Raw genomic sequence first — 23,098 nt, 5'->3', positions numbered from 1 at the left:
GGGAGGCTGGCGAACCGGGGCGGCGGGTTCTTTCCCGCACCCGGCGAGCAGGCTCGAAAGACCTGTCAGAACGACAATCGGCACGCTCAAGCGCTGCCTGACAACGAATGAATTCACACTCATCTGCCCGCTCCTTGAAGGTCCCCGAAAGCAAGCGTAGTCACAAAATTTGCGCGGCGCTAACAACCGTGAAACCCGGCGCAGTCCCTACAATCTGCGCCGTTGCGCTAACCATGGCCGCACGCATCGTCAGGTACCGCATCGCGAGCAGGCGCGCTGCCACAGGAAAAGCGTCGATCAGCGTGAGGTCTTGACGTTCAGGACTTCAGTGAAGATGGCATCCACGGTCTGACCGACCTTGAGGTTGCTCATCCGGGTCTGAAGCTCGGGGTCTTCGACTTTGACGACCCGAACGGGGCCGTCGGGAGGCAGCAAGGTCACTTCATGCTTCTTCAGGTCGATGGCCGTGATCTTGGACGTGACCTTGACCTGGCGAACGGCCTCGCCGCCGGGGTTGGGGTTGTCCTTGGTGGCGCGGGCAACCATGGCTTCATGGGTCACGCCCGGTTGTTCGCCGACATTGGTGTCGAGCACGTAGGCGACCGAACGCAGCACCTGGATATCGACCTGGTCGCCGACTTTCAGGTTGTGCAGGTTTTTCGCCTGATCAGTGAGCTGAAGGGTCAGCGGTTTGGCCTGGGCGTCTTCGATGGTCACCTGGTAGTTGGCCGGATCAACGGCCAGCACCCGGGTACTGATCTGGCCCTCCAGCGTTTTGCTTTCCAGCGGGATTTCGGCGGCGTGGGCCAGGTTGACAATTGAGGCGAGAGCCGCTGCATAGGTGAGAAAACGGATAGGTTTCATGGGCCTGCGTTTCCATGTGAGGGAAGAAGGACTGCGCAATGGAATGCAGGACACAGGGCGCAGTCGTCAAAGCATAGCCATGGATCTCCGATGTGGTTAATCATGTGCCACCGCAGGCCATCTACAGGAAGTGCACGTTTTGATTCCGACCCACATCATTCAGCAACTGGACGATTCCTACCGCCGATGGACAGGGCAGGGTTTGCCCTGTTCCGAGTCCTTCGAGGGTTCGCGCGAGCAATGGATACATGACCAAGCGCCCTACAGCCTGGTAGCGCACAATAATGATGCCGACCCGCATTTCATCTACACCAATGCATGCGCCTTGAGCTGTTTCAAATATGAACCAGAGGTGTTTTGCGCCATGCCTTCGCGGTTCAGCGCCTCGAGCCTTGACCGGGCGGCGCGCCAGACCCTGCTGGAGGTGGTGACGGCCAAGGGCATTGCCTCGGGCTACACCGGCTACCGGGTAGACCGCCATGGCCAACCGTTCATGATCCATGACGGCATTGTCTGGGAAGTGCTGGACGCAGAGGGTGTGCGGCAGGGGCAGGCGGCTTTGTTCTGGCCACACCCTGCGCCGGTGGGCCGGTTACAGGACTGCTGAAGCGCGTTCAACCGATCATTCGCGGCGGTGTGGCGGACACCTGAACCGCCAACCCGCCAAATGACGCGGTAGAGTCTACATAACGCAGCGCCGATTTCACATCCTTCCAACCCACATAGCTCATCAGGCCCTTGATGTCCCAACCGTTCGCCGAGGCCCAGGTCGCAAAGCCGCGACGCATCGAGTGGCTGCTGTAGAGGTCGGCCGGAACGCCCGCCTGCCTGAAAATGCGCCGAAGCAGGGGGATCAGGCTGTTGGCGTTGATACCGTCCTCGGCAAGATTGCCCCAGCGATCGATCTTCCTGAACACCGGTCCACGAGCAAGGCCGGCAGCGGTGATCCAGTTGATGTAGGCCTCAACGGGGCATAGCGTTTTCAAGGCCGGCGTCTGGTAAGTCGCCCCCAGGTGTTGTCGATCGCCTTTGGTTTGCGGCAGGTAAAAGGTGATACCGGCGCCGGCCTGGGCCTGGGTGTGTTCGACCTGCAGGCGTGCCAGTTCATCCCCGCGAAATCCGCGCCAGAATCCAATCAGCACCAGCGCGATGTCCCGACGATGGCGCAACACGCCGGGCCAGTGTCCGCGTTCGGCCGCCAATGCTGCCTCTCGCTCCAGCCAGGCCACGGCTTGTTCCAGATGAACCAGCAGCAGCGGGGCGGCCTGTTTTTCCTGGGCGGGGTGCAACGCCCGGATGCCCTTGATCATCTGTTTGACGGTGGGCGTCTTCGTCGGATCCGGAAAGCCCTGGGTGATGTGCCACTGGGCCAGCGCCGCCAGCCGCTGCTTCAACGTGCTGATAGCCAGCTTGTCCGCGTACTCGGCGAGGTAGCGCACGATGCCATCGCCGGTGGCCGGCAGGAACCCGCCCCAGGTCACTTCGAAGTGCTCCACCGCTGCACGGTAGCTGCGTCGGGTGTTTTCCCGAGTGCCGGCCTGGAGATAGCGATCAACCTTGTTCATTTCGATATGCCTGCAAGCTTGCCGTCGGCGGATGTTGAAAGACGAAAAACGCTCATCTGATGCGATAACGCTCAATTATCTTACCAAAGACGAAGCATTCATTTGTGCTAAGTTCATACGCAACGTAGTATGTGTTTACGTGTTACGTAGTACAGTATGAAATCGTAGGAGTGAACATGGCACGCGGTGGTGTAAACAAGGTGGTTGTGCTGAAGGCGCGGGAGTCGTTGCTGGCACGCGGGGAAAACCCGAGCATCGATGCAGTGCGCATCGAACTGGGAAACACCGGCTCGAAGACCACCATTCACCGCTATTTGCGGGAGATCGATGAGGGTGATCCTCGGCCCCAGTCGACTGAGCAGCGTTTGAGTGAAGAACTGACGGCGCTGGTCGCCCGCCTGCTCGAACGTCTGACGGAGGAGGGCAAGGTCGAGATCGCCCAGGCCAGGGCGGATTTCGATGAGCAACGCGAAGCGCTGGAGCAACAGCTTGCAGCGGCGGCGGCGCAGGTCACCGCCCTGCAACGTGAATCCGATATCCAGAAAAGTGCGCTGGCGGCTCAGGCCGAGGAACTGCAGCTGTGCCAGACCAGCCTGCAGACTGAAATCACCCGCAATGCCCGCCTGAGTCAGCACGGCATCGACCTGGAGCTGCGAGTGCAGGAGAAGGACGAGCAGATCCGCTCCCTGGAAGAAAAACACCTGCACGCCCGCGAGGCGCTGGAGCACTACCGCAACGCGGTCAAGGAACAGCGCGATCAGGAGCAGCGTCGGCACGAAGGTCAGTTGCAGCAGGTTCAGGTCGAATTGCGCCAGTTGCAGCAGACCTTGATGGTCAAGCAGGACGAGCTGACCCGACTGAACCGGGACAACGAGCGCTTGCTCAGCGAAGCCCGACAACAGGCGAAGGCCATGGCCAGCCAAACCGATTCAATGCAGCGCCTGGCGGACGAACACGCCGACCTCAAGACGGCACTCGCCCGGGCCGAAGGGGCCAGGGACCTGCTGCAAGGGCAGGTCGCTGCGTCACGCGAGGACATCAAACAGCTCGAAAGCGCTGTCGCCCAGGCGCATCGACAGGCACATCAACAAGCGATCGAGGCCGAGCGCGCGCTGGAGCAATCCCGCGCCGAGGTCGCGACGTTGCAGCAACTCATGAATCAATCCCAACCAGGTGAAACCAATGACGAATAAAAGTGTGCAGGGTAGTGAGGTGTCGGAGCAGCGATCGAGTCTGAAATCCGCTCATGAGCGCATCGTTGAAATGCTCTCGAGCGGCGCCCTGATCAACCCTCTCTCGTCATCGCGGCCAGCGCTACCGAAGTTGCAGCCGTCCGTGTCTCCACACCCAGCTTGATGTAGATATGCTCAAGGTGTTTGTTCACGTGACGTGGGCCACCCGTCAGGACTAAGAGCAAAGTGTCGGGCAGGCCCTGTTTGAACAGGCATTGAGGCTGTTGCTGTTTCAGCAGGTCGTAACCTCAACCTCTCGGCAGCATCCGGCGCAAGGTGTTGTCGCGAACATAATAATGGTGAAACAACGCAGCCGCCGCGTGCAGACCGATCAGCCAGTAACCGGTACTGCCGAGCAGTTCGTGCCAATACTTGAGCTGCTTGGCCAAATCCGGGTCAAGCGCTATCGGTGCCGGCAGGCTGAAGCCGAAGTAGGGCACCGGTTTGCCCCCGGCGGCCAGCATCAACCAGGCCAGCACCGGTGTGCCGATCATCAGACCATAGAGCGCCAGGTGCATCAGGTGCGAAACACCGGTCTGCCAGGCGGGTGGCTTCGGCGTGATGGGGGGACGCGGCGTCAGGCGCCCGAGCAAACGCAGCCACACCAGGGCAAAAATGCCCAGGCCGAACACACCGTGCAGCCCAAGGAAAAGGCTCCTCGTGCTATCGCCTCGCGGCAGCAGTCCTTTTATTTCAATACAGCCATACACACCGACAAACAGTGCCAGCATCAGCCAGTGCAGGGTTATCGAGAGCTTCCCGTAGTGCTGCGGGGTGTTGTCGCGGGTCATTGGGGGCCTCTTGCGGTCGTTGGCTGCCGACTCATTCGGACAGCCGGGTCCGGTTGTCTCTGAACCGGCGCCGGCCACATTGCCCGCCGAGCCTTAAGCGAATCTGAAGATCAGCGATGCCCCTGTTTTTCCCCACCTTCAGACTTCGTTAAGAAATCCCTTTGATACTTCTCCCCAATTGATCCGGGGAGGTGTTTTCCAATGTCCGACTACAACTGGAACGTGCAGCTGCCGCTGCAGTTTGGCCAGGCCGAAGCACCGCAGCTGCAGCTTGTCAGAGCATTGCCGGGCGACGCCGAGCGCGGCGTCTTCGAATCCTTTATCCAGCAACGGTTTCGGACGGCTCACGGTGCGGACATTCGCCATTTCATGCCGCAGCTGTTCGGCATGAGCGATGCGTCCGGGGCGCTGAGCGCCGTGGTGGGCGTACGCCTGGCCAGTTCCGGGCCCTTGTTTCTGGAAGGTTACCTGGACGAGGCGATCGATCCGCTGATCAGTGCTGCCGCCGGCCAGTGCGTGGCGCGGTCTGCCGTCGTGGAGGTCGGCAATCTGGCGGCCAGCGATACCGGGAGTGCACGGATGAGCATCATTGCCATGACGTACCTGCTGGCCATGGGCGGGCTGGAGTGGGTGGCCTTTACCGGGAACCTGGGATTGGTGAACAGCTTTCATCGCCTGGGGTTGAAGCCGGTTTCCCTGTGCGCCGCCGACCCCGCGCGCCTGGGCGAGGATCGCCATGCCTGGGGCAGCTATTACGAAAGCAAGCCTTGGGTGCACGTGGGCAATATCCGCGCTGGATTCCTCCATCTGGGCAACATCGGCCTGTTCGGCCGCCTGGGCCTGGCGACGTCCATCGAGGGGACCTGCCATGTCGCCTGAACTGGAAGGATTCAAGCAGGCACTGCGCAACCACGCTGAGCGCAAAACCAATGCCGTGGCGTTGTGGGGCGATCGACTCAAGGTGGATTACGCAGCGCTGCATGCCGAAGTGAGCTATCGCCAGCAACGCCTGCGCGATGAGCAGGTCAGGGTGGTTGCGCTGGCGTTGGACAATGGTGTCGAAGCCATGCTCTGGGACCTGGCCGCCTTGTTCGAAGGCCTGACCTGTGTGACCTTGCCGCCGTTTTTCAGTCCGGCGCAACGTCAGCACTGCCTGGAACAGAGTCAGGCCGAGCGGGTGATCGCCGAGCCAGCGTTGCACGATGAGTTGCAAACGGCGGGTTATGAGTGGGACGGCGGGTTCTGGTGCCGCACCTTCAGTGGCACGAGCCGGATGCCGGAGGGCACCGCCAAATTGACCTTCACCTCGGGCACCACGGGGACGCCCAAGGGGGTCTGCCTGAGTGCCGACAGCCTCTTGCGTGTCACCCGCGAGTTGTTTCTGGCCAGTGAGCCCACCCAGCCGCACCACCATCTGGCGCTGCTGCCCCTGGCAATCCTGCTGGAGAACATTGGGTGTTATGCCGCGTTGTATGCCGGCGCTACCCTGAGCCTGCCCAGCCAGAACACCTTGGGGATTCAAGGAGCCAGCAGCGTGAATGTGCCGCAATTGCTGGGCTGTCTGGCCAGTCGGGCGCCCCAGAGCCTGATCCTGGTGCCGCAGTTGTTGCTGATGCTGGTCAGCGCGGCCGAACACCAGGCCTTCGATCCACGGAGCCTGCGGTTTGCCGCTGTGGGCGGTGCCCGGGTGTCCGAAGACTTGCTGCATCGCGCAGAACGGGTAGGGCTGCCGGTTTTCGAGGGCTACGGCCTGTCGGAATGCGCCTCGGTGGTGTGCCTCAATCGTCCGCAGGCGCAGCGCCCCGGCAGTGTCGGACGGCCGTTGCCCCATCTTGAGGTGCGCCTGGCGCCGGACGGTGAAGTGCTGATCAAGGGCTCGATCCTGCTGGGCTACCTGGGTGAGCCGCCAACCGCCGATCCATGGTGGCCCAGCGGTGACATCGGTGAGTTCGATGCCGAGGGTTTTCTCTACCTCAAGGGGCGCAAGAAACATCAGTTCGTGACCAGCTTCGGGCGCAACGTGAACCCGGAGTGGGTGGAGGCCGAACTGACCCAGCGCGACCACATCGCTCAGGCTTTCGTTTACGGCGAGGCGATGCCACACAACCATGCGCTGCTCTGGCCGCACCGCGCGGACTGCACGGACCAACAACTGGCCGACGCCATCCGCCAGGCCAACGAGGCGTTGCCAGACTATGCCCAGGTCCATCACTGGACCCGGCTCGATCAACCCTTCACCTCCGCCAACGGTTTGCTGACCGCCAATGGGCGACCGCGCCGTGACGCCATTATCGAGCGCTATCGGGCGCAACTGACCGACTCCCCACTTCCCGAGGAAACCGCACCATGAGTTTTTTTGACAGGCTGCAAGCGGCTACGCAACAGGAACGCATCGAGTTGTTCAACTTGCCGGTCATCCGCGATGCGCTGGCGGGCGTTGTCAGCCTGGAAAGCTATCGCGCATTCCTGGCGCAGGCCTATTACCACGTCCGTCATACCGTGCCGTTGATGATGGCCTGCGGTGCTCGCCTGCCATCGCGACTGGAATGGTTGCGCAAGGCGGTGTGCGAATACATCGAAGACGAATATGGCCACGAACAATGGATCCTCAACGACATCGAGGCCTGCGGCGGTGAGCGGGCGAGTGTGCGCGACGGTCAGCCGTGCCTGCCCATCGAGTTGATGGTCAGCTACCTCTATGACCTGATTGCCAGGAGCAACCCGGTGGGCCTGTTCGGCATGGTCAACGTGCTGGAGGGCACCAGCATTGCCCTGGCGACCCACGCCGCTGGCAGCATTCGCGAGCGTCTGGCACTGCCGGAAACCGCCTTCAGTTATCTCAGCTCCCATGGTTCGCTGGATATCGAGCACATGCAGACCTACCGCGCCCTGATGGACAAGCTCGACAACCCGGACGATCAAGCTGCGGTCATCCATGCGTCCAAGGTGGTGTACCGACTTTACAGCGACATGTTCCGCGAGCTGCCGCGCAACGGGGAGATCGCGCATGCGCCTGTCTGACGCGCGCGTGGTGTTGACCGGCGCCAGCGGGGGCATCGGTCTGGCCATCGCCACCGCCCTGTGCGCCAGTGGTGCCCGGGTGCTGGCCGTGGCCCGGCATCGACAGCCGTTGGCGCCGCTGCTCGAGCGCTATCCGCAGCACCTGAGCTGGATTGGCGCCGACTTGACGGTGGCCGCCGAGCGTCGCGCAGTGTACGCACAAGCCAACACCCTTGGCGGCATCAACCTGCTGATCAATGCCGCCGGGGTCAATCATTTCGCCATGCTCGAACAGCTGGACGACAGTGAGATCAACGCTTTGCTGGCCGTGAACATCAGTGCGCCGATCTGCCTGACCCGGTTGCTGCTGCCCCTGCTCAAACAGGCGGACAGTGCCATGGTGGTCAATGTCGGCTCGACGTATGGCTCGATTGGCTACCCCGGCTATGCCAGTTATTGCGCCAGCAAATTCGCCCTGCGCGGGTTTTCCGAAGCCCTGCGCCGCGAGTTGGCGGACACCCGGGTCAGTGTGCTCTATGTCGCCCCGCGTGCCACCCGCACCACCATGAACAGCGCGGCGGCCCAGGCCCTGAACGACGCATTGAAGGCGAATGTCGACGATCCGCACACCGTGGCCAGCGCCGTGATTCACGCGATTGCCGTCGATCGACGCGATGTGTACCTGGGCTGGCCGGAGCGCTTTTTCGTACGCCTCAACAGCCTGCTGCCCCATCTGGTGGACCGTGGCTTGCGCAAACAACTGCCACTGATCCGCCGCCTGAGCCAGAAAACCGACCCGGAGAAACCCAAGCCATGAAGAAGATCGCCGCTTTCCTGTTGTTGGGGGCCCTGGGGCAGGGCGCCTGGGCACTGGAGGCCGCTGACCAGCAACGCCTCAGTGCCATCCAGCAGAGCTGGGCACACATCCAGTACGAATTGCCTGAGGGGCAACGCACCGCAGCCTTCGAAAAACTGGCCGCCCAAGCCTCCAGTTTCACCCAGGAACGCCAGAACGTGGCGGAGGCCTGGATCTGGTCCGGTATCGTCAACAGCAGCTGGGCCGGTGCACAGGGCGGCCTCGGTGCGCTGGGCAAGGTCAAGGCGGCCAGGGCGGACCTGGAAAAAGCCCTGGCCCTGGACCCCAGGGCCCTGCAAGGTTCTGCCTACACCAGTCTCGCCGCGTTGTATGATCGCGTGCCCGGCTGGCCTATCGGCTTCGGTGACTCGGACAAGGCCGAGCAGTTGCTCAAGGAGGCCTTGCAAATAAACCCCGACGGCATCGACAGCCTGTACTTCTGGGGCGACCACCTCTACCGCCAGAAGCGCTACGCTGAAGCCAGGACGGCGCTGCAAAAAGCCCTGACGGCAGCCCCTCGTCCCGGTCGCGAAACGGCCGATGCCGGTCGCCGCAAGGAGATCGAGGCGTTGCTGGTGGATGTGAACAAAAAACTCGGCTGACAGGAGTCCGTGTGCGCTTACTACTGATAGAGGATGACACGGCACTGGGCGAGGGCATTCATCAGGCCCTCAGCCGTGAAGGCTATACCGTCGACTGGTTGCTGGACGGCAGCAGCGCCCTGCATTCGTTGCTCAGTGAAATATTTGATCTGGCGGTCCTCGATCTGGGCCTGCCGCGCATGGACGGCCTTGACGTGCTGAGGCGCCTGCGCAGCAGCGGCTCCACTCTGCCGGTGCTGATCCTGACCGCGCGCGATGCCACCGAAGACCGCATTGCCGGCCTGGACGCCGGGGCCGATGACTACCTGATCAAACCGTTCGACCTGGCCGAGCTGAAGGCCCGCATCCGCGCGCTCCTGCGGCGCAGCGCCGGGCGCGCCCAGGCGCTGATCGAACACGCCGGGATCCGCCTCAACCCTGGCACACAGCAGGTCAGCTACAACGGCGAACCGGTGGCGCTGACGCCCAAGGAGTACCAGTTGCTGCACGAGCTGCTGTCGCCACCGGGCAGGATCATGACCCGCGATCATCTGATGCAATTGCTGTACGGCTGGAGCGAGGAGGCCGAGAGCAACACCCTGGAGGTGCACATCCACCACCTGCGCAAGAAATTTTCCGCTGACCTCATCCGTACCGTTCGCGGGGTCGGATACCTGGTGGAGGAGCGCCATTGACCTCGATCAGACGCCGCACGCTGACCCTGATCATCGGCCTGATGCTGGTCGGACTGACCCTCATCAGTGTCCTTAACCTGCACGACAGCAACCACGAAATCGCCGAAGTCTATGACGCACAACTGGCGCAGAACGCGCGCCTGTTGCAAGGCATCATGCGCATGCCCCTGACCGGCAAGGAGCACGCCGACCTGTATCAGGCCTTCAACCAGGCCCTGAGCGAAGCGGAGCCCAAGGTTGACGGGCATCCCTATGAAACGAAGATCGCGTTCCAGGTCTGGGATCCCAAGGATGAAGTGCTGGTGCACACCGCGAGTGCGCCTTCGTTCAAGACCCCGCCGCGAACGGCAGGTTTCAGCGACCTCGTCGACCTGAACAATCGTCATTGGCGGGCCTTCCTCCTCGAAGACCGGCACAACGGCCTGCGCATCTGGGTGGGGGAGCGCGACGATGTGCGCGCCGACCTGGTGGACCGGATCGTGCGTCACACCCTGTGGCCCAACATTCTGGGCAGCTTGCTGCTGGCGGCAATGATCTGGCTGGCCATCGGCCTGGGGTTGAAACCCTTGGTCAATATGGCCGCTACGTTGCGGGCCAGGCCTCCCGGCTCCCTCGAACCCCTGCAGTTGACGCCACTGCCTACCGAGCTTGAACCCATGCAGGCAGCGCTCAACCGGATGCTGGCGCAAATCCAGGAGGTGATGGGTCGTGAGCGGCGCTTCATCGCCGATGCCGCCCATGAAATGCGAACGCCCCTGGCCGTGCTCCGGGTGCATGCCCAGAACCTGTTGGAGCAGGGCAGTGAACAGGACCGTCGGGCATCGCTTGAACACTTGATTGCCGGCGTGGACCGGACTACCCGGCTGGTCAACCAGTTGCTCACCATGGCGCGCATCGAACCCCGGGCGGACAGCAAGCCGCCTGAGCCCATTGACCTGGCCGCGACGGTTCGCGGCAGCCTGATTCAGCTGACGCCCTGGTTGTTGAGCAAGGACATCGAGCCGGTGCTCGATGTCGCTGACGACATCGGCCTTGTCAGGGTCGACCCGGCAGCCATCGACATTGCGTTGAACAACCTTGTCACCAACGCGGCCAACTTCTCTCCCGCCCACGGGGTCATCACCATCAGGCTGGCCCGCACAGAAAGAGGCTACGAGCTGATCGTCGAGGACGAGGGGCCGGGCATCGATGAGCAGGACCGGGACCGGCTGTTCGAGCGCTTCTACAGCCGAGGCAATGACCACGGCGCTGGACTGGGCCTGACCATCGTGCAGACCATTGCCGAGCGCTTCGGTGGGCAGGTCAGGCTGGAAAACCGTTCGCCTCGCGGGTTGCGTGCGTCGTTGGAAATCGGTCGCTCTTGATGCCGTGAGCGACCGCCGTGACGGCTCAGGACGGCTCCGGGGAGACCACCCACACGCTGCAGGGCAGCTTGTACAACAAATGTTCCACCGTGCTGCCCACCAGCCGTTCCACGCCACGGTGGCCAACGCGGCCCATGACAATCACATCGGTGTCATGGGCCGCGGCGTAGCTGGACAGCACCCTCGCCGGGCTGCCCATGATCATGTGCCGGCGTTCCGAAGGGATGCCATTGCGTTCGGCGAGTTCGTGAAAGGCCTCGGCCTGCGCGTCGTACAGGGTGCTGGCGGCCGTCGAGGTGAAAAATGCCGAGCCATTGCCGAAGCCGATTTCATCCGCACTGATGCTGGAAAGATCGTGGGCGTAGATCACATCCAGTTCTGCATCACAGGTGCTCGCCAGTTTGCAGGCTTCGCGCAGGATCCTGTCGTTGAGGTCCTCGTATTGGCCATAGGCATGGAACGGATCGACTGCGGCAACGACCTTGCGTGGCAGGGCGTTGTGCAGGTGGCTGACAAAATGCACGGGCACCGGGCATTCGCGCAGCAGGTGGATATCCAGGGGCGTGAAAAACAGGCGGGAGAGCCTTGATTCGTGCTCCAGCGCCTTGATCAGGGCCGCCATCGGCTGTTCCTGGAGGTGGATGAGTATTTCCTCTAACGGCGCCTCTACCCACACCACTTCCGTCGTCACCGCAACACCAATCTTGCGCAACGGCCTGGCCTGGTCTTCGAGCCATCGGCGATGACGCTCGACGTATCCCAGCCGCATCTGTTCCAGCGCCTGCTCGTTGACCAGTGCGGCCGTTGCCAGGCCTTCCAGATAATCAAACGCCACGATGTGCAGGGCAGCACCCGCCGCCTTGGCCAGGGCGGCCGCCCGGTCGAAGGCGGGGCTGTTTTCCATCAGGGGCGGGACGACCAGCATGAAACGTGGTTGATCAGACATGATTCAATCTCCGCTAGGTGACCGTGCAATCACAGGCTCCAATGGTCCCGGCATTCCCGGGTCTTGAAGCCTCGTCTTCAGCCTGTCCCTGTGGCGGTCGCCGGGCTTGATCCGTGTCAAGCCGGTGAGGGAATCACCTGGCTGTCCGACGTGCGGTCGTTCGCAGGCCAGCCAGTGACGCATTTGTTGACCATTATCAATCCTTCGTCCGGGTCCACGGCGCAGTCTGCGGATTCGTGCCGAACGCTGGTTTACGCACGCTAAAAGGAGTGAGCACCATGGCAACCATGAGAGCGGCTGTTTTCGTCGAAAAGAACCGGATCGTGCTGGAAGACAAACCCATTCCTGAAGTCGGACCGCTGGATGCACTGGTCCGGATCACCACCACGACCATTTGCGGCACCGATGTGCATATCCTGCGTGGCGAGTACCCGGTGGCCAAGGGGCTGACCGTGGGCCACGAGCCGGTGGGTGTAATAGAACGACTGGGCTCGCAGGTGCGGGGTTTTGTTGAAGGACAGCGGGTGATTGCCGGGGCCATCACGCCCAGCGGGCAAAGCTATGCCTGCCTGTGTGGCTGTGGTTCCCAGGATGGACCCGACACGCGCCATGGCTTTCGTGCCACCGGTGGCTGGAAATTCGGCAACATCATTGACGGCTGCCAGGCCGAGTACGTGCTGGTGCCGGACGCCCTGGCCAATTTGTGCCCGATTCCCGACGGGCTCAGTGACGAGCAGGTGCTGATGTGTCCGGACATCATGTCCACCGGGTTCTCCGGGGCCGAGCGCGGCGAGGTGAACATCGGCGATACCGTGGTCGTGTTCGCCCTGGGCCCCATCGGCCTGTGCGCGGTTGCAGGAGCGCGACTCAAGGGCGCGACCATGATCATCGGCGTGGATGCCGTGGCCGAGCGCATGAGCGTGGCTCGCCGGCTGGGTGCGACCCATGTCGTCAATTTCAAGGACGGCGACGTGGTGGAGCAGATCATGGCGCTCACCGATGGCCGTGGCGTCGATGTGTCCATCGAGGCACTGGGCACCCAGAGTACGTTCGAATCTGCGCTGCGGGTGCTGCGCCCGGGCGGTCGTCTGTCCAGTCTTGGCGTCTACTCCAGCGACCTGCGCATTCCCCTGGATGCCTTCGCCGCCGGCCTGGGCGACTACAGCATCGTTTCCACCCTGTGCCCGGGTGGCAAGGAGCGCATGCGGCGCCTGATGGCGGTGGTCCAGAGTGGCGGCGTGGACCTGTCGCCACTGGTGACCCACCGTTTCAAACTCGACGATATTGAAGCGGCCTACGAGTTGTTCGCGCATCAACGCGATGGCGTGATGAAGATCGCGATTACACCGTGAGGCGATAAGCCAGGGCCTACAGCGTCAACTTCCGGCTGAATTTGGTTTCCATCACGATGTGCGAGGCGGTGTGCGCCACGCCCTTGATCATGTTGATCCGGGTCAGCTCGGCGTTGAGTTCGCTCAGGGTCGCCGTGACCAGGTGGATGATGAAATCCGACTCGCCCGAGACCGCGTACACGGCCTGCACCGCCTCCATCTTGCGCAGCGAGGTCATGACATCGGTGTAGCTCTTGTTGGTGCAGGACGTCATGGTGAAGCAGTTGATGGTCTGCTGCAGCCGGTCCTGATCGATGCGTACGCTGTAGCCGGTGATGACGCCTGCTTTTTCCAGGCGGGTGATTCGCTCCTGCACCGCCGAGCGCGACACCCCGAGCTTGCGCGCCAGCGAAGCGGTGGGCTCCCGGGCGTTGGCGTGCAAGAGGCCGAGCAATTGCCTGTCCTTGTCGGTCAGGTTGAACAGGGGACCGGAACGCTGCACATCCATGGACACTGGCTTGACCTCGCGAGGCTTCAGTTTTTAACGGCCGCTCGGCGTTGCGAACGGGTTTCCTGGAACATATCCATCATCTTCAGGCCGGCGTAAACCGTTTGTGCGGCTGCCGGGCCGAGCGGGCCACCGTTCCATTGCAGGCCATAGGCATCGAACAGGCGGTAGCGATCGGTCTCGCCGCAGATGGCTTCGGCAATGACGCGTGCGCCAATCGGCGCGGTGTTCATACCATGGCCGCCAAACGATGTACATGTCCACAAGCCCTGACCCATGGGGCCGATGTGCGGCATTTTGTGCCGCGCATAGCCCATCAGCCCGGACCAGGCCTTATCGATCCGGATGCCGCGCAACTGCGGATAGACATCGAGAATGTCGTCGGTCAGCAACTGGCCCAGGCGCTTTTCATCCTGCAGGTTGCGGGTGGTGATCCGGCCGCCCCAGAGCAGGCGGTCACCGTCGACAATCCGGTAATAGTCCGAGGCCCGGCGATTGTCACCCACCGCGTCGGTGGTCGCGACTGTGTCCGCCAGGCGCTCGCCCAGGCGTTCGGTGAGAACGGCGTAGGTCGCAATCGGCAGGAAGGCGCGGCGCAGCTTGCCGAACTCGGGGCCACCGTAGCCACCGCAGCAATACACGACATGGGCGCAATCGACGCTGCCTTGATCGGTGATCACCCGGTGCCGTCCGCGCTCGCTCTGCACCCGGACCATGGCTGAATGCTCATGGATCCTGCCGCCGTTGCGCGCAATGAGCTGGGCCAGCCCCAGGCAATAATTCAACGGGTGGAAATGAAAGCCGTGGACATCGCGCAGCGCCTGGAAATAGCGGTCGGTCTTCAAGCGCTCGCGCACGGCCTGGCGATCCAGGTACTCGAGGTGAAAATCGAAGTCGGTGGCCATTTTGTCGCGCAGTCGCTGCAGGTTGTCGCCATCCTCATAGCGCACGACGCTGAGTTTTCCAGGCGTTGGCGCGCAGCCCGGGAATTGATGCCGGGCGATCATGTCGCGAACTGTGTCGACCCCTTCGAGGGACAGTTTGAACAGCGCTGCGGCGTTCGCCTTGCCGCACCGACGCTCGATGGACGACAGGCCCTCGGACCAACCCTGCAGGACGAAACCGCCGTTGCGCCCGGAAGCTCCCCAGGCCACGCGACCGGCGTCGAGCAGCACCACGGACTTGCCACGCGAGAGCAGTTCCCAGGCGGTGCTGAGACCGGCGAGTCCGGCGCCGACGATGCACACGTCGGCTTTCGCAGCACCTGTCAGCGCCGCGTGCTCGGTCGCGTATTGCATGGTGGCGGTGTAATAGTTGTTGATGTACATGAAGTGCGTTGTCCTTATTTTCACGGCACAGGCAAGCCGCGCGCCGCGTTCAAGACGGGCGCCCGGCAACGCATGGAGGGGTTATTGCACCTGGGTGAGGTCGGCGCCGTACCATTTTTCCGACAGTTGCTTGAGGGTGCCGTCGGTTTTCATGTCCGCGACGATCTTGGTCAGCGCACTGTTGAAGGCGTCGTCACCCTTGTCGACGGCGATGGCCAGCGGTTCGTAGTAGGCAGGCTTGCCTTCGACCTGCACGATCGGATAGCCATTCTTGACGGCGGCAACGATGGTCGGCAGCGCGGACAAGGTGGCATTCAGGCGCACCCCGTTACCCATGCGCAGGTCATCCAGCGGGCCCATGCTGTCGCCGTAGGTCTGGATTTCACCGGGCGTGACGTCGTAGGTAAAGGCCGGCACATCGGCCGCGTCGATTTTCAGGCGACGGTTGATGTAATCCTCCGACGTCGTCCCGGCTTCGACGCCGATCACCTTGCCGTTCAGGTCCGCCGGTTTGGCCCCGGCGGCATCCTTGTGCACCGCGAAGACATAAGGGGTGTAGTAATAGATCGCCGGGAAATCGAGGACCCGACTGCGCTCGGTCGTGGGGGTCATGGAGCCGACCGACAGGTCCCAGCGATTCGACCAGCGTCCGGCGGTGATGATGCCGTATTCGGGCGTGACGAAGGTGACCTTGCTTCCCAGGCGCTTGCCGATTTCGGTGGCGACGTCTATATCGAAGCCCTGCAGCTTGTTGTCCGGACCGAGGAACGACTGCGGTGGCCAGTTCGCCGCAGTGGCGACTTTTATCACTTTGGTGTCATGCACGCGGTCGAGGGTCGCGCCGGCCCAGGCAGCACCTGCGGTGGTCGTGACGGCGGTGGCGACAGCGGCGACTGCGAAGAAACGGGTAAGCGAGATCATGGGTAAGCCTCCAGGGGCGCGGGTTTTGTTGTTGTTTTTGTCGATGACTTGGGGCGGTACGGCTGATGCTTCTCAGTGGCTGAGAATCTGCGATAGAAACTCCCGGGCGCGTTCGTGCTGCGGGTTGTCGAAAAACTCCTTGGGTTTGGCCTGTTCGATGATGCAGCCCTGGTCCATGAAGATGATCCGGTCGGCGACGCGCCGGGCGAATCCCATCTCGTGGGTGACGCACACCATCGTGATGCCGTCCTGGGCGAGCTCGCCCATCACATCCAGCACTTCCTTGACCATTTCCGGGTCCAGCGCCGAGGTCGGTTCGTCGAACAGCATGATGCGCGGGCGCATGCACAGGGCGCGGGCGATGGCCACACGTTGCTGCTGGCCCCCGGAGAGTTGGCCGGGATACTTGTCTGCCTGGTTGCCGATGCGTACCCGGGCGAGGTATTCGCAGGCCAGTTCACGGGCCTGGGCCTCACTGAGCTTGCTCACCAGGCGCGGCCCCAGCATGAGGTTTTCCAGCACGGTCATGTGCGGAAACAGGTTGAACTGCTGGAACACCATGCCGACCTGACGCCTGACGTCGGCCACGCGGGTGGCTTCCCGGGTCAACTCGACGCCCTCGATGAACACGCTGCCTTTCTGGAAGTCTTCCAGCAGGTTCAGGCAGCGGATCAAGGTGGACTTGCCGGAGCCGGACGGCCCGCAGACCACCACGATTTCGCCGCTGGCAATGTGCAGGTCAATGCCCTTGAGCACATGAAATTCCCCATACCACTTGTGCATGTCGTTGATCGAAACGGCAGGGCAGAGCGCGGTTGCAAGCTGATTCATCCTAAGGCTCCTGACTCAACGGTGGGCACGGTTGAAGTGCTTTTCCAGGCGCGCCTGGACGGTTTCCAGCACGATCGACAGCAGCCAATAGAGCACGGCGGCGGTGATGAGCATTTCCAGGTGACGAAACTCGGCGCGGCCTTGTGTCCGTGCCAGGAACATCAGCTCCCAGACCCCGATCACCGACACCAGCGAACTGTCCTTGAGCATCGAGATGAACTGGTTGCCCGTCGGCGGAATGATCAGGCGCATGGACTGCGGGAGAATCACCCGGGTCATGGCCTGGAACGGATTGAGTCCGATCGCCCGTGAGGCTTCCCACTGGCCGCGCGGAATACTGCTGATGCCGGCACGGAAAATCTCCGTCATGTAGGCGCCATAGCACAGCGAGAGCGCGAGGATCCCGGCAGGTACGGCCCCGACCACATAGCCGAGCTGAGGAATGCCCAGGTAGATCAGGTAGATCTGGATCAGCAATGGAACACCACGGAAGAACGAGGTGTAGAAGCTGGCGATGGCAATGGCGAAACCATTGGAAGACAACCGCGCCGTCGCCCCCAGCAACGCCAGGACAAACGCGATGGCAATCGAGATCGCGGACACGTAGACCGTGGTGAATACCCCTTGGGTAATCATGAAGCCGACTTTGGTGGCGATGAAGCTGTAGGAGAGGTTGAAGGTGTCGAAGAACAACAGGAACAGTGCCAGCAATTCGCACCAGACCGTGATGATCTGCGTGCGCAACGGCAGCCGGCCGAGAATGAACAGGTTCAACACCACCGTGAGGGTGAAGGTGAAGCCAACGGCGATGTCACGCGCCAGCGGGGCCTGCAGATCCAGGACGATGGGGCCCATCAACTGGGACAGGCGACCCTCGCCCAAACCGCAGGCCAGCGTGATGACGAAAATCACGACAGCGACCGATCCCATGAAGACGGCGCTATCGGTCCTGCGTGGTTTGACGACAAGGTCTTTGTACATGGCTTACACGCCTTAGGGGGATCCCCTTTATTGTTGTAAGTCCATTATGTGCGCGCAGAATGCCGGGCGGGACCCGGCGAAATGGTGGAGTAGCGGGTTAGTTGACGCAGATGTAGGGGTCAAGCCTCTACAACTGGGGGAAAGGGTCGACAGCCTGAACCTTTCGTGTTGCTCGCCATGCGTTGCCGCGTGACGTCCAACGCGGGCAGGTATTGCCCCAGTGGGGCGCGAGCCTGCCCGCGATGGAAGTTCAGGCTCCCTACGAAGCGTTGATCCAGATGGTTTTCAACTCCGTGTACTGATCGTGGGCCCAGATCGATTTGTCACGTCCACCAAAGCCCGATTCCTTGTAGCCTCCGAACGGTGTCGAGGCATCGCCTTCGCCGAAGCAGTTGACCGTGACCACGCCGGCGCGGATCTCCCGCGACAGACGCAGGGCATTGCGCAGGCTGCCGGTGTAGGCGGAGGCGGCCAGGCCATAGACCGTGTCGTTGGCGAGTTCGATCGCTTCATCGAGGGTCGAGAACGAGGTCACGCTCAGCACGGGGCCGAAGATTTCCTCGACGAACAGTCGATCATCGCGGCCCACGCCATCGATGATGGTCGGTTGCACGAATACCCCGGATTCGGTCGAACCACCCTCGACCACCTTGAGCTTGTGCTCAGCCGCATGCTCAAGATACGAGCTGACCTTGTCGAAATGCGCCTTGCTGACCATGGCCCCCAGGCGATTGTCCGGGTCCAGCGGATCGCCCAGTTTCCAGTCCTTGAGGTGCTTGGCGATCAGCCCGAGCAGGTCGTCCTTCACGTCCTTGTGAACGATCAGGCGCGAGGAGGCCGAGCAGTTTTCGCCCATGTTCCAGAAGGCGCCGGCGGTGACGAACTGGGCCACTTCGTCCAGGTCCTCACAGTCGTTCATGACCACGGCCGGGTTCTTGCCACCCAGCTCCAGCACCACGCGCTTGAGGTTGGAGTCGGCGGCGTACCGGAGGAACAGACGCCCGGTCTCGGTAGACCCGGTGAAGCTGACCATGGACACGTCCATGTGCCGGCCGATGGCTTCGCCGGCCTCGCGACCACCACCGGGCACGATGTTGAACACCCCTGGCGGAACCCCGGCCTGGTGCGCCAGCTCGACCACGCGCAGGGCGCTGAGGGTGGTTTCCCTGGCCGGTTTGACCACGATGGAGCAACCGGCGGCCAGCGACGGCGCAATCTTCCACGCCAGCATCAACAGGGGGAAGTTCCACGGCAGCACCAGGCCCACCACGCCAATGGCTTCGCGCACCACCAGGGTCACCGCCGCTGAACCCGTAGGCGCGGTGCTGTCGTAGATCTTGTCGATCAGCTCGGCATGCCAGCGCAGGGTGTGGATGGTTTCCGGTACATCGACGTTCTGGCATTCACTGACCGGTTTGCCGCTGTCCAGGCTTTCCAGCACGGCCAGTTCATGGGCGTTCTCTTCCAGCAGGCGGGCGAAGTCCAGCAGGATATGTTTGCGCTCGCCCGGCGACAGTTTTGCCCAGCGGCCATCTTCGAAAGCCTGTTTGGCGGCCGCCACGGCGACATCGACATCCTGCACGTCGCAGGCGGCGACGTCGGCCAGCTTCTGGCCGGTGGCCGGGTTGGTGGTGACGAAGGTGTTGCCCGAGATCGCATCGCGAAACTCACCGTCAATGAAGGCCTGGGTACGGAATTTCAGTTGGCAGGCCAACGCCGCGTATTGCTCCTTGCTCAACAATTCAGCCATTTCATGCACCTCCGGTGATCTGGGCGATATTGCGCTTGAGGGTGGTGATCACGTCCTTGAGTTCGGCTTTTTCACGGTCGTTCAGGCCCTGCAGCGGGGCGCGTACGCCACCGCTGCGCAGGCCCTGAAGCTCACTGCCGTACTTGATCGACTGCACGAACTTGCCGCCTTCGAGGTAGTCCATCAGCGGCATCAGCTCGGCCATGATCCGACGGCCCTTGGCAAAGTCCTGCTCGATCACGCAGGCCTCGTACAGGGCGATGTGTTCCCGTGGAATGAAGTTGGAGCCGGCACAGGTCCAGCTCGTGGCACCCCAGGCGAAGAATTCCAGGGCCTGGTCGTCCCAGCCGCAGGACAGCGCGATGTTCGGGCGCTGGATGGCCAGGCGGTGCAACTGGGCCATGTCACCGGAGCTTTCCTTGATGGCCGCAATGTTCTTCACATCGGCGACCGCATCGAAGAACGCTTCGCCCATGCTCACGCTCATGCGGCCCGGGTAGTTGTAGAGCATGATCGGCAGGCCGCCGGCGCGATCCACGGCTTTGACGTGGAGGGCGATTTCCTCCTGGGTCGGCAGCGCGTACGGCGGGGTGCCGACCAGCAGGGCATCGGCCTTGATCTCCCGGGCGGCAGCGGCATAGGCCACGGAGTCCTCGGTGCGGATGGCACCGGTGCCGACGATCAGCGGCAGGCGGCCGTTGAGCACGTCCTTGGCCTGGGCGGCCAGCTCGAAGCGCTCCTGGGCGGAGTGCGCGTAGTATTCGCCGGTGGAACCGCCGATGATCACGCCGTGGACCCTGGACTCGACCAGGTATTCCAGAACGTTGGCGAACGCGGCCTTGTCGATGCTGCCATCGGCCGCCAAGGGGGTGATGGCCGGGGTGTAGATACCTTCGAATTTCATGAGTGAGCCTCAGTGCGGTGATGGTGAGTTAACGACTTGAATCAACCTTCCTTGCCGGCGCGCAGTTGCCCCCAGGCCAGGTTCAGGTTGACGCCGATCGAAAGAAAGGGTTGTGGCGGGTTGGCATTCGGGCCCGGCGAGTTCAGCAGGAACTCGATCAGCTCATTGCGCTCGCCAGCCAGCCAGTCGGCGAGCAACTGGCCGGTGGCGGTGCCGCGAGTCACCCCCAGGCCGTTGCAGCACAGCGCGCCGTAGACGTCAGGCCCGAGCTGGCCGAAATAACCTTCGTGGTTGCGCGACAGCGCCAGGGCGCCGCCCCAGGTGTATTCGAACGCCAGCTCAGGGAGCATCGGGAAACGCCGGTCGAACGAGGCGCGATGGCGAGCGGCGAAGCGTTCCAGGTATTTGTGCTGGCTGCGTCCGTCGGGGTTGAAGCTGAAGCTGTTGCGGATCAGCAGCCGATGGTCCGGGGTGCGCCGCACCGTGGTGCCGAACGGGTCGGCCGGAATCACGCCCCAGTACGGCTTGCCGCCCAGACGCGCCTGTTCCTGCTCGGTCATCGGCCGGGTCAGGCTGGCATAGGTGAAGACCGGCAGCATGCGCCCCTTGAGAAAACCGAAGTGCTGCCCGAAGGCGTTGTTGGTGAGCAGCAGCTTGTCGGCAGTGATCGAGCCACCGGCGTGGCGCAGCACGGTGCGGCTTCCGTATTCCACATCGGTGATCACAGTGTTTTCATGCAGCGTGACGTTGGCCGGCAGGCTGTCGGCCAGGCCCTTGACCAGCGCGGCCGGCTGGATCAGCGAGGTGCCCGGCGTGAACAGCGCCTTGCGATAGAAGGTGGTGCCGATGTGATCGGGCAGGTCGCTGCCTTCGATCATTTCATAGGGCTGATCGAGCTTGTCCAGGCCACTGCGATAGGCGTCCAGCACCGCGATGCCACGGGGCTCGACGGCGGCCTGGTATTTGCCGCAGTGCTTCATCTGGCAATCGATGTCGAAGCGTTCGACCAGCGCCTTCAGGGCATTCTTGCCGCTCAGGTTGAGCTGCATGTTCTTGCGGGCGAGGGTGATGTCGCCAATGTAGTCCTCGGCACCGATGTCATGGGGCAGGTCGATGGCGAACCCGGCGTTGCGTCCCGAGGTGCCGAAGCCCACCTGTTGTGCGTCGAGCAGGATGATCTGCTCGTCAGGAAAATGGCTGGCCAACTGGCGCGCCGCTGCCAGGCCGGTGAAGCCGGCACCGACGATGACCCAACGTGCGACCGTATTGCCCTGGTGAGCGGCAGTCGGCGTGCGCTGGCGGCTGGTCAGGAACCAGCCACAGCTGTCGTCATCGGCCGGCAACGAAGTTATTTTTGTCATGATCCAACCTTCTCCGTCGCAGCCGGCATCACCGGCTGCAACAGACTTTCAGGAAAGGGCGCGGGGAGGTGGTTATTGGCTGGCTTGCATCGCAGCAGCCCGTGAAGCCTTCAGCCACTCGTCAAACTGGGCGCGGTGAGCCTGTACCCATTCCTTGGCGTGGCGGGTAATGTCCTTGGGCTTTTTCTCGCCTTCCTGCATCTTCAGGTTCTGCTGACTCTCGTCGTCCGAGGTGATCTGCACCAGCGAGAGGAACTTCAGGGCCGCCGGGTTCTTCTGCGCGAAGTCCTTGTTCAGCACCGCCTCGACCTTGTCCACGGCGAAGCCCAGGTTCTTGCCCTTGTACATGGTGTTGACGTCGTTCTTGCCGCCCGGCAGGTCGGTCTTGGGCACTTCCAGCCAGACCACGTCCTTGTCCTCGACCAGCACGCTGGCGATCCATTGCGGCACCCAGGTGAAGTAGAAGATCGGCTTGCCTTCCTTGTAGCGGGTGATGGTGTCGGCCATCAGTGCGAAGTAGGAACCCTGGTTGACGTTGATCGATCCACCCAGGTCGTAGGCCTTCATGTGGTGAGCGATCACCAGTTCGCAGCCCCAGCCCGGGTTGCAACCGGTCATGTCCGCCTTGCCGTCACCGTCGGTGTCGAACAGCTTGGCGATTTCCGGCTTCTTCATGTCGGTGATGTATTTGATGTTGTACTGATCGGCGGTTTTCTTGTCGATCAGGTAACCCTGCAACACGCCGGGCAGGATGTCGCCGGCCTTGACCATGGTCTTGTCGCCACCGGCCTTCTGGTAGAACTCGTCATGCAACTGGTCCCACAAGTGCACGGTGAAGTCCGCGTCGCCACCGGACAGCGCCATCATCATCACGCCGTACTCGGTCTCCTTGGGTTCCTGCACGTTGTAGCCCAGCTCGCGCAGGCCTTCCATCGCCACCTCGCCACGGAAACGTTCCTCGGCAATCGACGGGAAGATCGGCGTGACCTTGACGCCTTGACCAGGCTTGTCGGCCGAAGCGAAAGCGGTGAGCGAAGCCAGGGTGAGGGTCACTGCGCCAGCGCACTGGAGCAGGTTGCGGGTGAAATTGCTGTTCAACATCATCACGTACCTTTTAGTGGTTGTTATGGGTGTACGGCAGATTCAAAAAGGAAAACATTCACGCAGTCTTGCCCGGCGCGCTGGCCGGCTTGCTGCCGACCAGGCGCAGCGCCACGCCCACGGGGCCGGTGTGGTACCAGCGCCGGCTCGGGTCGGCGTTGGTTCGTGCGCCCATCGCCTGGGTCAGG

The 23,098-nt window shown here is 62.5% G+C and carries 23 protein-coding genes and 1 pseudogene; 10 read left to right on the top strand and 14 right to left on the bottom strand.

Annotated features, from left to right (window positions below):
* Positions 1 to 297: 297 nt before the first annotated feature.
* Positions 298 to 864, bottom strand: coding sequence for a hypothetical protein (locus QIW53_RS19770; RefSeq protein WP_371051318.1), 567 nt, complete (start codon positions 862 to 864; stop codon positions 298 to 300).
* 142 nt (positions 865 to 1,006) lie between these two features.
* On the opposite strand from QIW53_RS19770, the gene QIW53_RS19765 reads away from it, so the two are divergent.
* Entirely contained in the window at positions 1,007 to 1,471 is a 465-nt protein-coding gene (locus tag QIW53_RS19765) for an MEKHLA domain-containing protein (RefSeq protein WP_371051391.1), read from the top strand.
* A 7-nt stretch (positions 1,472 to 1,478) separates the two neighbouring features.
* Here QIW53_RS19765 and QIW53_RS19760 read toward each other — a convergent pair whose 3' ends face one another.
* On the bottom strand, positions 1,479 to 2,429 hold the full coding sequence (locus tag QIW53_RS19760; protein WP_371051317.1) for a site-specific integrase: 951 nt from the start codon (positions 2,427 to 2,429) through the stop codon (positions 1,479 to 1,481).
* Positions 2,430 to 2,605: 176 nt separating this feature from the next.
* Here QIW53_RS19760 and QIW53_RS19755 point away from each other — a divergent pair, with 176 nt between their 5' ends.
* Positions 2,606 to 3,622: a DNA-binding protein gene (locus QIW53_RS19755; RefSeq protein ID WP_371051316.1), complete on the top strand. Its 1,017-nt coding sequence runs from the start codon at positions 2,606 to 2,608 to the stop codon at positions 3,620 to 3,622.
* A gap of 92 nt (positions 3,623 to 3,714) precedes the next feature.
* Here QIW53_RS19755 and QIW53_RS19750 read toward each other — a convergent pair.
* Positions 3,715 to 3,837, bottom strand: a pseudogene (locus QIW53_RS19750) (DNA-binding response regulator); the annotation flags it as partial.
* A gap of 72 nt (positions 3,838 to 3,909) precedes the next feature.
* On the bottom strand, positions 3,910 to 4,452 hold the full coding sequence (locus tag QIW53_RS19745; protein ID WP_371051315.1) for a cytochrome b: 543 nt from the start codon (positions 4,450 to 4,452) through the stop codon (positions 3,910 to 3,912).
* Between the two features lie 201 nt (positions 4,453 to 4,653).
* Between QIW53_RS19745 and QIW53_RS19740 the strand changes: the two genes are divergently transcribed.
* Genes QIW53_RS19740 through QIW53_RS19710 form a run of 7 tightly spaced genes read left to right on the top strand, consistent with a single transcriptional unit; the run spans position 4,654 to position 10,948 of the window.
* Positions 4,654 to 5,331: a thermostable hemolysin gene (locus QIW53_RS19740; RefSeq protein ID WP_371051314.1), complete on the top strand. Its 678-nt coding sequence runs from the start codon at positions 4,654 to 4,656 to the stop codon at positions 5,329 to 5,331.
* Complete coding sequence (locus tag QIW53_RS19735) at positions 5,321 to 6,802, top strand: AMP-binding protein (RefSeq protein WP_371051313.1); 1,482 nt, start codon at positions 5,321 to 5,323, stop codon at positions 6,800 to 6,802. The genes QIW53_RS19740 and QIW53_RS19735 overlap by 11 nt, the downstream gene beginning before the upstream one ends.
* Positions 6,799 to 7,473 (top strand): TenA family transcriptional regulator, encoded by a 675-nt coding sequence (locus tag QIW53_RS19730; RefSeq protein WP_371051312.1) that lies wholly within the window; start codon positions 6,799 to 6,801, stop codon positions 7,471 to 7,473. The genes QIW53_RS19735 and QIW53_RS19730 overlap by 4 nt, the downstream gene beginning before the upstream one ends.
* A complete protein-coding gene (locus QIW53_RS19725; protein ID WP_371051311.1) occupies positions 7,460 to 8,269 on the top strand; it encodes an SDR family oxidoreductase in 810 nt (269 codons plus the stop codon). The genes QIW53_RS19730 and QIW53_RS19725 overlap by 14 nt, the downstream gene beginning before the upstream one ends.
* Entirely contained in the window at positions 8,266 to 8,910 is a 645-nt protein-coding gene (locus QIW53_RS19720) for a tetratricopeptide repeat protein (protein ID WP_371051310.1), read from the top strand. The genes QIW53_RS19725 and QIW53_RS19720 overlap by 4 nt, the downstream gene beginning before the upstream one ends.
* Positions 8,911 to 8,921: 11 nt before the next feature.
* Complete coding sequence (locus QIW53_RS19715; protein ID WP_201192377.1) at positions 8,922 to 9,584, top strand: response regulator; 663 nt, start codon at positions 8,922 to 8,924, stop codon at positions 9,582 to 9,584.
* Positions 9,581 to 10,948 carry a sensor histidine kinase gene (locus QIW53_RS19710; protein ID WP_371051309.1) on the top strand — a complete coding sequence of 456 codons (1,368 nt, stop codon included), beginning with the start codon at positions 9,581 to 9,583 and terminating at the stop codon, positions 10,946 to 10,948. The genes QIW53_RS19715 and QIW53_RS19710 overlap by 4 nt, the downstream gene beginning before the upstream one ends.
* Positions 10,949 to 10,973: 25 nt before the next feature.
* Here the strand turns inward: QIW53_RS19710 and QIW53_RS19705 are convergent, their stop codons facing one another.
* Positions 10,974 to 11,894, bottom strand: a complete 921-nt coding sequence (locus tag QIW53_RS19705) for a universal stress protein (RefSeq protein WP_371051308.1) — start codon at positions 11,892 to 11,894, stop codon at positions 10,974 to 10,976.
* 278 nt (positions 11,895 to 12,172) lie between these two features.
* On the opposite strand from QIW53_RS19705, the gene QIW53_RS19700 reads away from it, so the two are divergent.
* Entirely contained in the window at positions 12,173 to 13,246 is a 1,074-nt protein-coding gene (locus QIW53_RS19700; RefSeq protein ID WP_371051307.1) for an NAD(P)-dependent alcohol dehydrogenase, read from the top strand.
* A 16-nt stretch (positions 13,247 to 13,262) separates the two neighbouring features.
* Here QIW53_RS19700 and QIW53_RS19695 read toward each other — a convergent pair whose 3' ends face one another.
* The 9 genes from QIW53_RS19695 to proX all read right to left on the bottom strand — a co-directional run bounded on the left by QIW53_RS19695 (position 13,263) and on the right by proX (position 22,910).
* Positions 13,263 to 13,733, bottom strand: a complete 471-nt coding sequence (locus QIW53_RS19695; protein ID WP_192307989.1) for an Lrp/AsnC family transcriptional regulator — start codon at positions 13,731 to 13,733, stop codon at positions 13,263 to 13,265.
* A 26-nt stretch (positions 13,734 to 13,759) separates the two neighbouring features.
* Entirely contained in the window at positions 13,760 to 15,061 is a 1,302-nt protein-coding gene (locus QIW53_RS19690) for an NAD(P)/FAD-dependent oxidoreductase (protein ID WP_371051306.1), read from the bottom strand.
* An 81-nt stretch (positions 15,062 to 15,142) separates the two neighbouring features.
* A complete protein-coding gene (locus tag QIW53_RS19685) occupies positions 15,143 to 15,982 on the bottom strand; it encodes a transporter substrate-binding domain-containing protein (RefSeq protein ID WP_371051305.1) in 840 nt (279 codons plus the stop codon).
* A 72-nt stretch (positions 15,983 to 16,054) separates the two neighbouring features.
* Complete coding sequence (locus QIW53_RS19680; RefSeq protein WP_192307985.1) at positions 16,055 to 16,813, bottom strand: amino acid ABC transporter ATP-binding protein; 759 nt, start codon at positions 16,811 to 16,813, stop codon at positions 16,055 to 16,057.
* Positions 16,814 to 16,828: 15 nt separating this feature from the next.
* Positions 16,829 to 17,794 carry an amino acid ABC transporter permease gene (locus tag QIW53_RS19675; protein ID WP_192307984.1) on the bottom strand — a complete coding sequence of 322 codons (966 nt, stop codon included), beginning with the start codon at positions 17,792 to 17,794 and terminating at the stop codon, positions 16,829 to 16,831.
* A gap of 259 nt (positions 17,795 to 18,053) precedes the next feature.
* Positions 18,054 to 19,544: an aldehyde dehydrogenase gene (locus QIW53_RS19670; protein ID WP_371051304.1), complete on the bottom strand. Its 1,491-nt coding sequence runs from the start codon at positions 19,542 to 19,544 to the stop codon at positions 18,054 to 18,056.
* A gap of 1 nt (position 19,545) precedes the next feature.
* Positions 19,546 to 20,448: a dihydrodipicolinate synthase family protein gene (locus tag QIW53_RS19665; RefSeq protein WP_371051303.1), complete on the bottom strand. Its 903-nt coding sequence runs from the start codon at positions 20,446 to 20,448 to the stop codon at positions 19,546 to 19,548.
* Between the two features lie 41 nt (positions 20,449 to 20,489).
* Positions 20,490 to 21,809: an NAD(P)/FAD-dependent oxidoreductase gene (locus QIW53_RS19660; protein WP_371051302.1), complete on the bottom strand. Its 1,320-nt coding sequence runs from the start codon at positions 21,807 to 21,809 to the stop codon at positions 20,490 to 20,492.
* Positions 21,810 to 21,881: 72 nt separating this feature from the next.
* A complete protein-coding gene (gene proX, locus QIW53_RS19655) occupies positions 21,882 to 22,910 on the bottom strand; it encodes a glycine betaine/L-proline ABC transporter substrate-binding protein ProX (protein WP_371051301.1) in 1,029 nt (342 codons plus the stop codon).
* Positions 22,911 to 23,098 lie beyond the last annotated feature (188 nt).

The organism is Pseudomonas fluorescens (genome assembly GCF_041354075.1).
In the GTDB taxonomy this organism is placed as follows: Bacteria; Pseudomonadota; Gammaproteobacteria; order Pseudomonadales; family Pseudomonadaceae; genus Aquipseudomonas; species Aquipseudomonas fluorescens_CE.
This window is presented reverse-complemented; position numbering and strand designations above follow the sequence as displayed.

Coding starts and splice junctions, on each gene's coding strand:
- QIW53_RS19770 (WP_371051318.1), bottom strand. CDS start 864: ATGAAACCTATCCGTTTTCTCACCTATGCAGCGGCTCTCGCCTCAATT.
- QIW53_RS19760 (WP_371051317.1), bottom strand. CDS start 2,429: ATGAACAAGGTTGATCGCTATCTCCAGGCCGGCACTCGGGAAAACACC.
- QIW53_RS19755 (WP_371051316.1), top strand. CDS start 2,606: ATGGCACGCGGTGGTGTAAACAAGGTGGTTGTGCTGAAGGCGCGGGAG.
- QIW53_RS19745 (WP_371051315.1), bottom strand. CDS start 4,452: ATGACCCGCGACAACACCCCGCAGCACTACGGGAAGCTCTCGATAACC.
- QIW53_RS19740 (WP_371051314.1), top strand. CDS start 4,654: ATGTCCGACTACAACTGGAACGTGCAGCTGCCGCTGCAGTTTGGCCAG.
- QIW53_RS19735 (WP_371051313.1), top strand. CDS start 5,321: ATGTCGCCTGAACTGGAAGGATTCAAGCAGGCACTGCGCAACCACGCT.
- QIW53_RS19730 (WP_371051312.1), top strand. CDS start 6,799: ATGAGTTTTTTTGACAGGCTGCAAGCGGCTACGCAACAGGAACGCATC.
- QIW53_RS19725 (WP_371051311.1), top strand. CDS start 7,460: ATGCGCCTGTCTGACGCGCGCGTGGTGTTGACCGGCGCCAGCGGGGGC.
- QIW53_RS19720 (WP_371051310.1), top strand. CDS start 8,266: ATGAAGAAGATCGCCGCTTTCCTGTTGTTGGGGGCCCTGGGGCAGGGC.
- QIW53_RS19705 (WP_371051308.1), bottom strand. CDS start 11,894: ATGTCTGATCAACCACGTTTCATGCTGGTCGTCCCGCCCCTGATGGAA.
- QIW53_RS19700 (WP_371051307.1), top strand. CDS start 12,173: ATGGCAACCATGAGAGCGGCTGTTTTCGTCGAAAAGAACCGGATCGTG.
- QIW53_RS19695 (WP_192307989.1), bottom strand. CDS start 13,733: ATGGATGTGCAGCGTTCCGGTCCCCTGTTCAACCTGACCGACAAGGAC.
- QIW53_RS19690 (WP_371051306.1), bottom strand. CDS start 15,061: ATGTACATCAACAACTATTACACCGCCACCATGCAATACGCGACCGAG.
- QIW53_RS19685 (WP_371051305.1), bottom strand. CDS start 15,982: ATGATCTCGCTTACCCGTTTCTTCGCAGTCGCCGCTGTCGCCACCGCC.
- QIW53_RS19680 (WP_192307985.1), bottom strand. CDS start 16,813: ATGAATCAGCTTGCAACCGCGCTCTGCCCTGCCGTTTCGATCAACGAC.
- QIW53_RS19675 (WP_192307984.1), bottom strand. CDS start 17,794: ATGTACAAAGACCTTGTCGTCAAACCACGCAGGACCGATAGCGCCGTC.
- QIW53_RS19670 (WP_371051304.1), bottom strand. CDS start 19,544: ATGGCTGAATTGTTGAGCAAGGAGCAATACGCGGCGTTGGCCTGCCAA.
- QIW53_RS19665 (WP_371051303.1), bottom strand. CDS start 20,448: ATGAAATTCGAAGGTATCTACACCCCGGCCATCACCCCCTTGGCGGCC.
- QIW53_RS19660 (WP_371051302.1), bottom strand. CDS start 21,809: ATGACAAAAATAACTTCGTTGCCGGCCGATGACGACAGCTGTGGCTGG.
- proX (WP_371051301.1), bottom strand. CDS start 22,910: ATGTTGAACAGCAATTTCACCCGCAACCTGCTCCAGTGCGCTGGCGCA.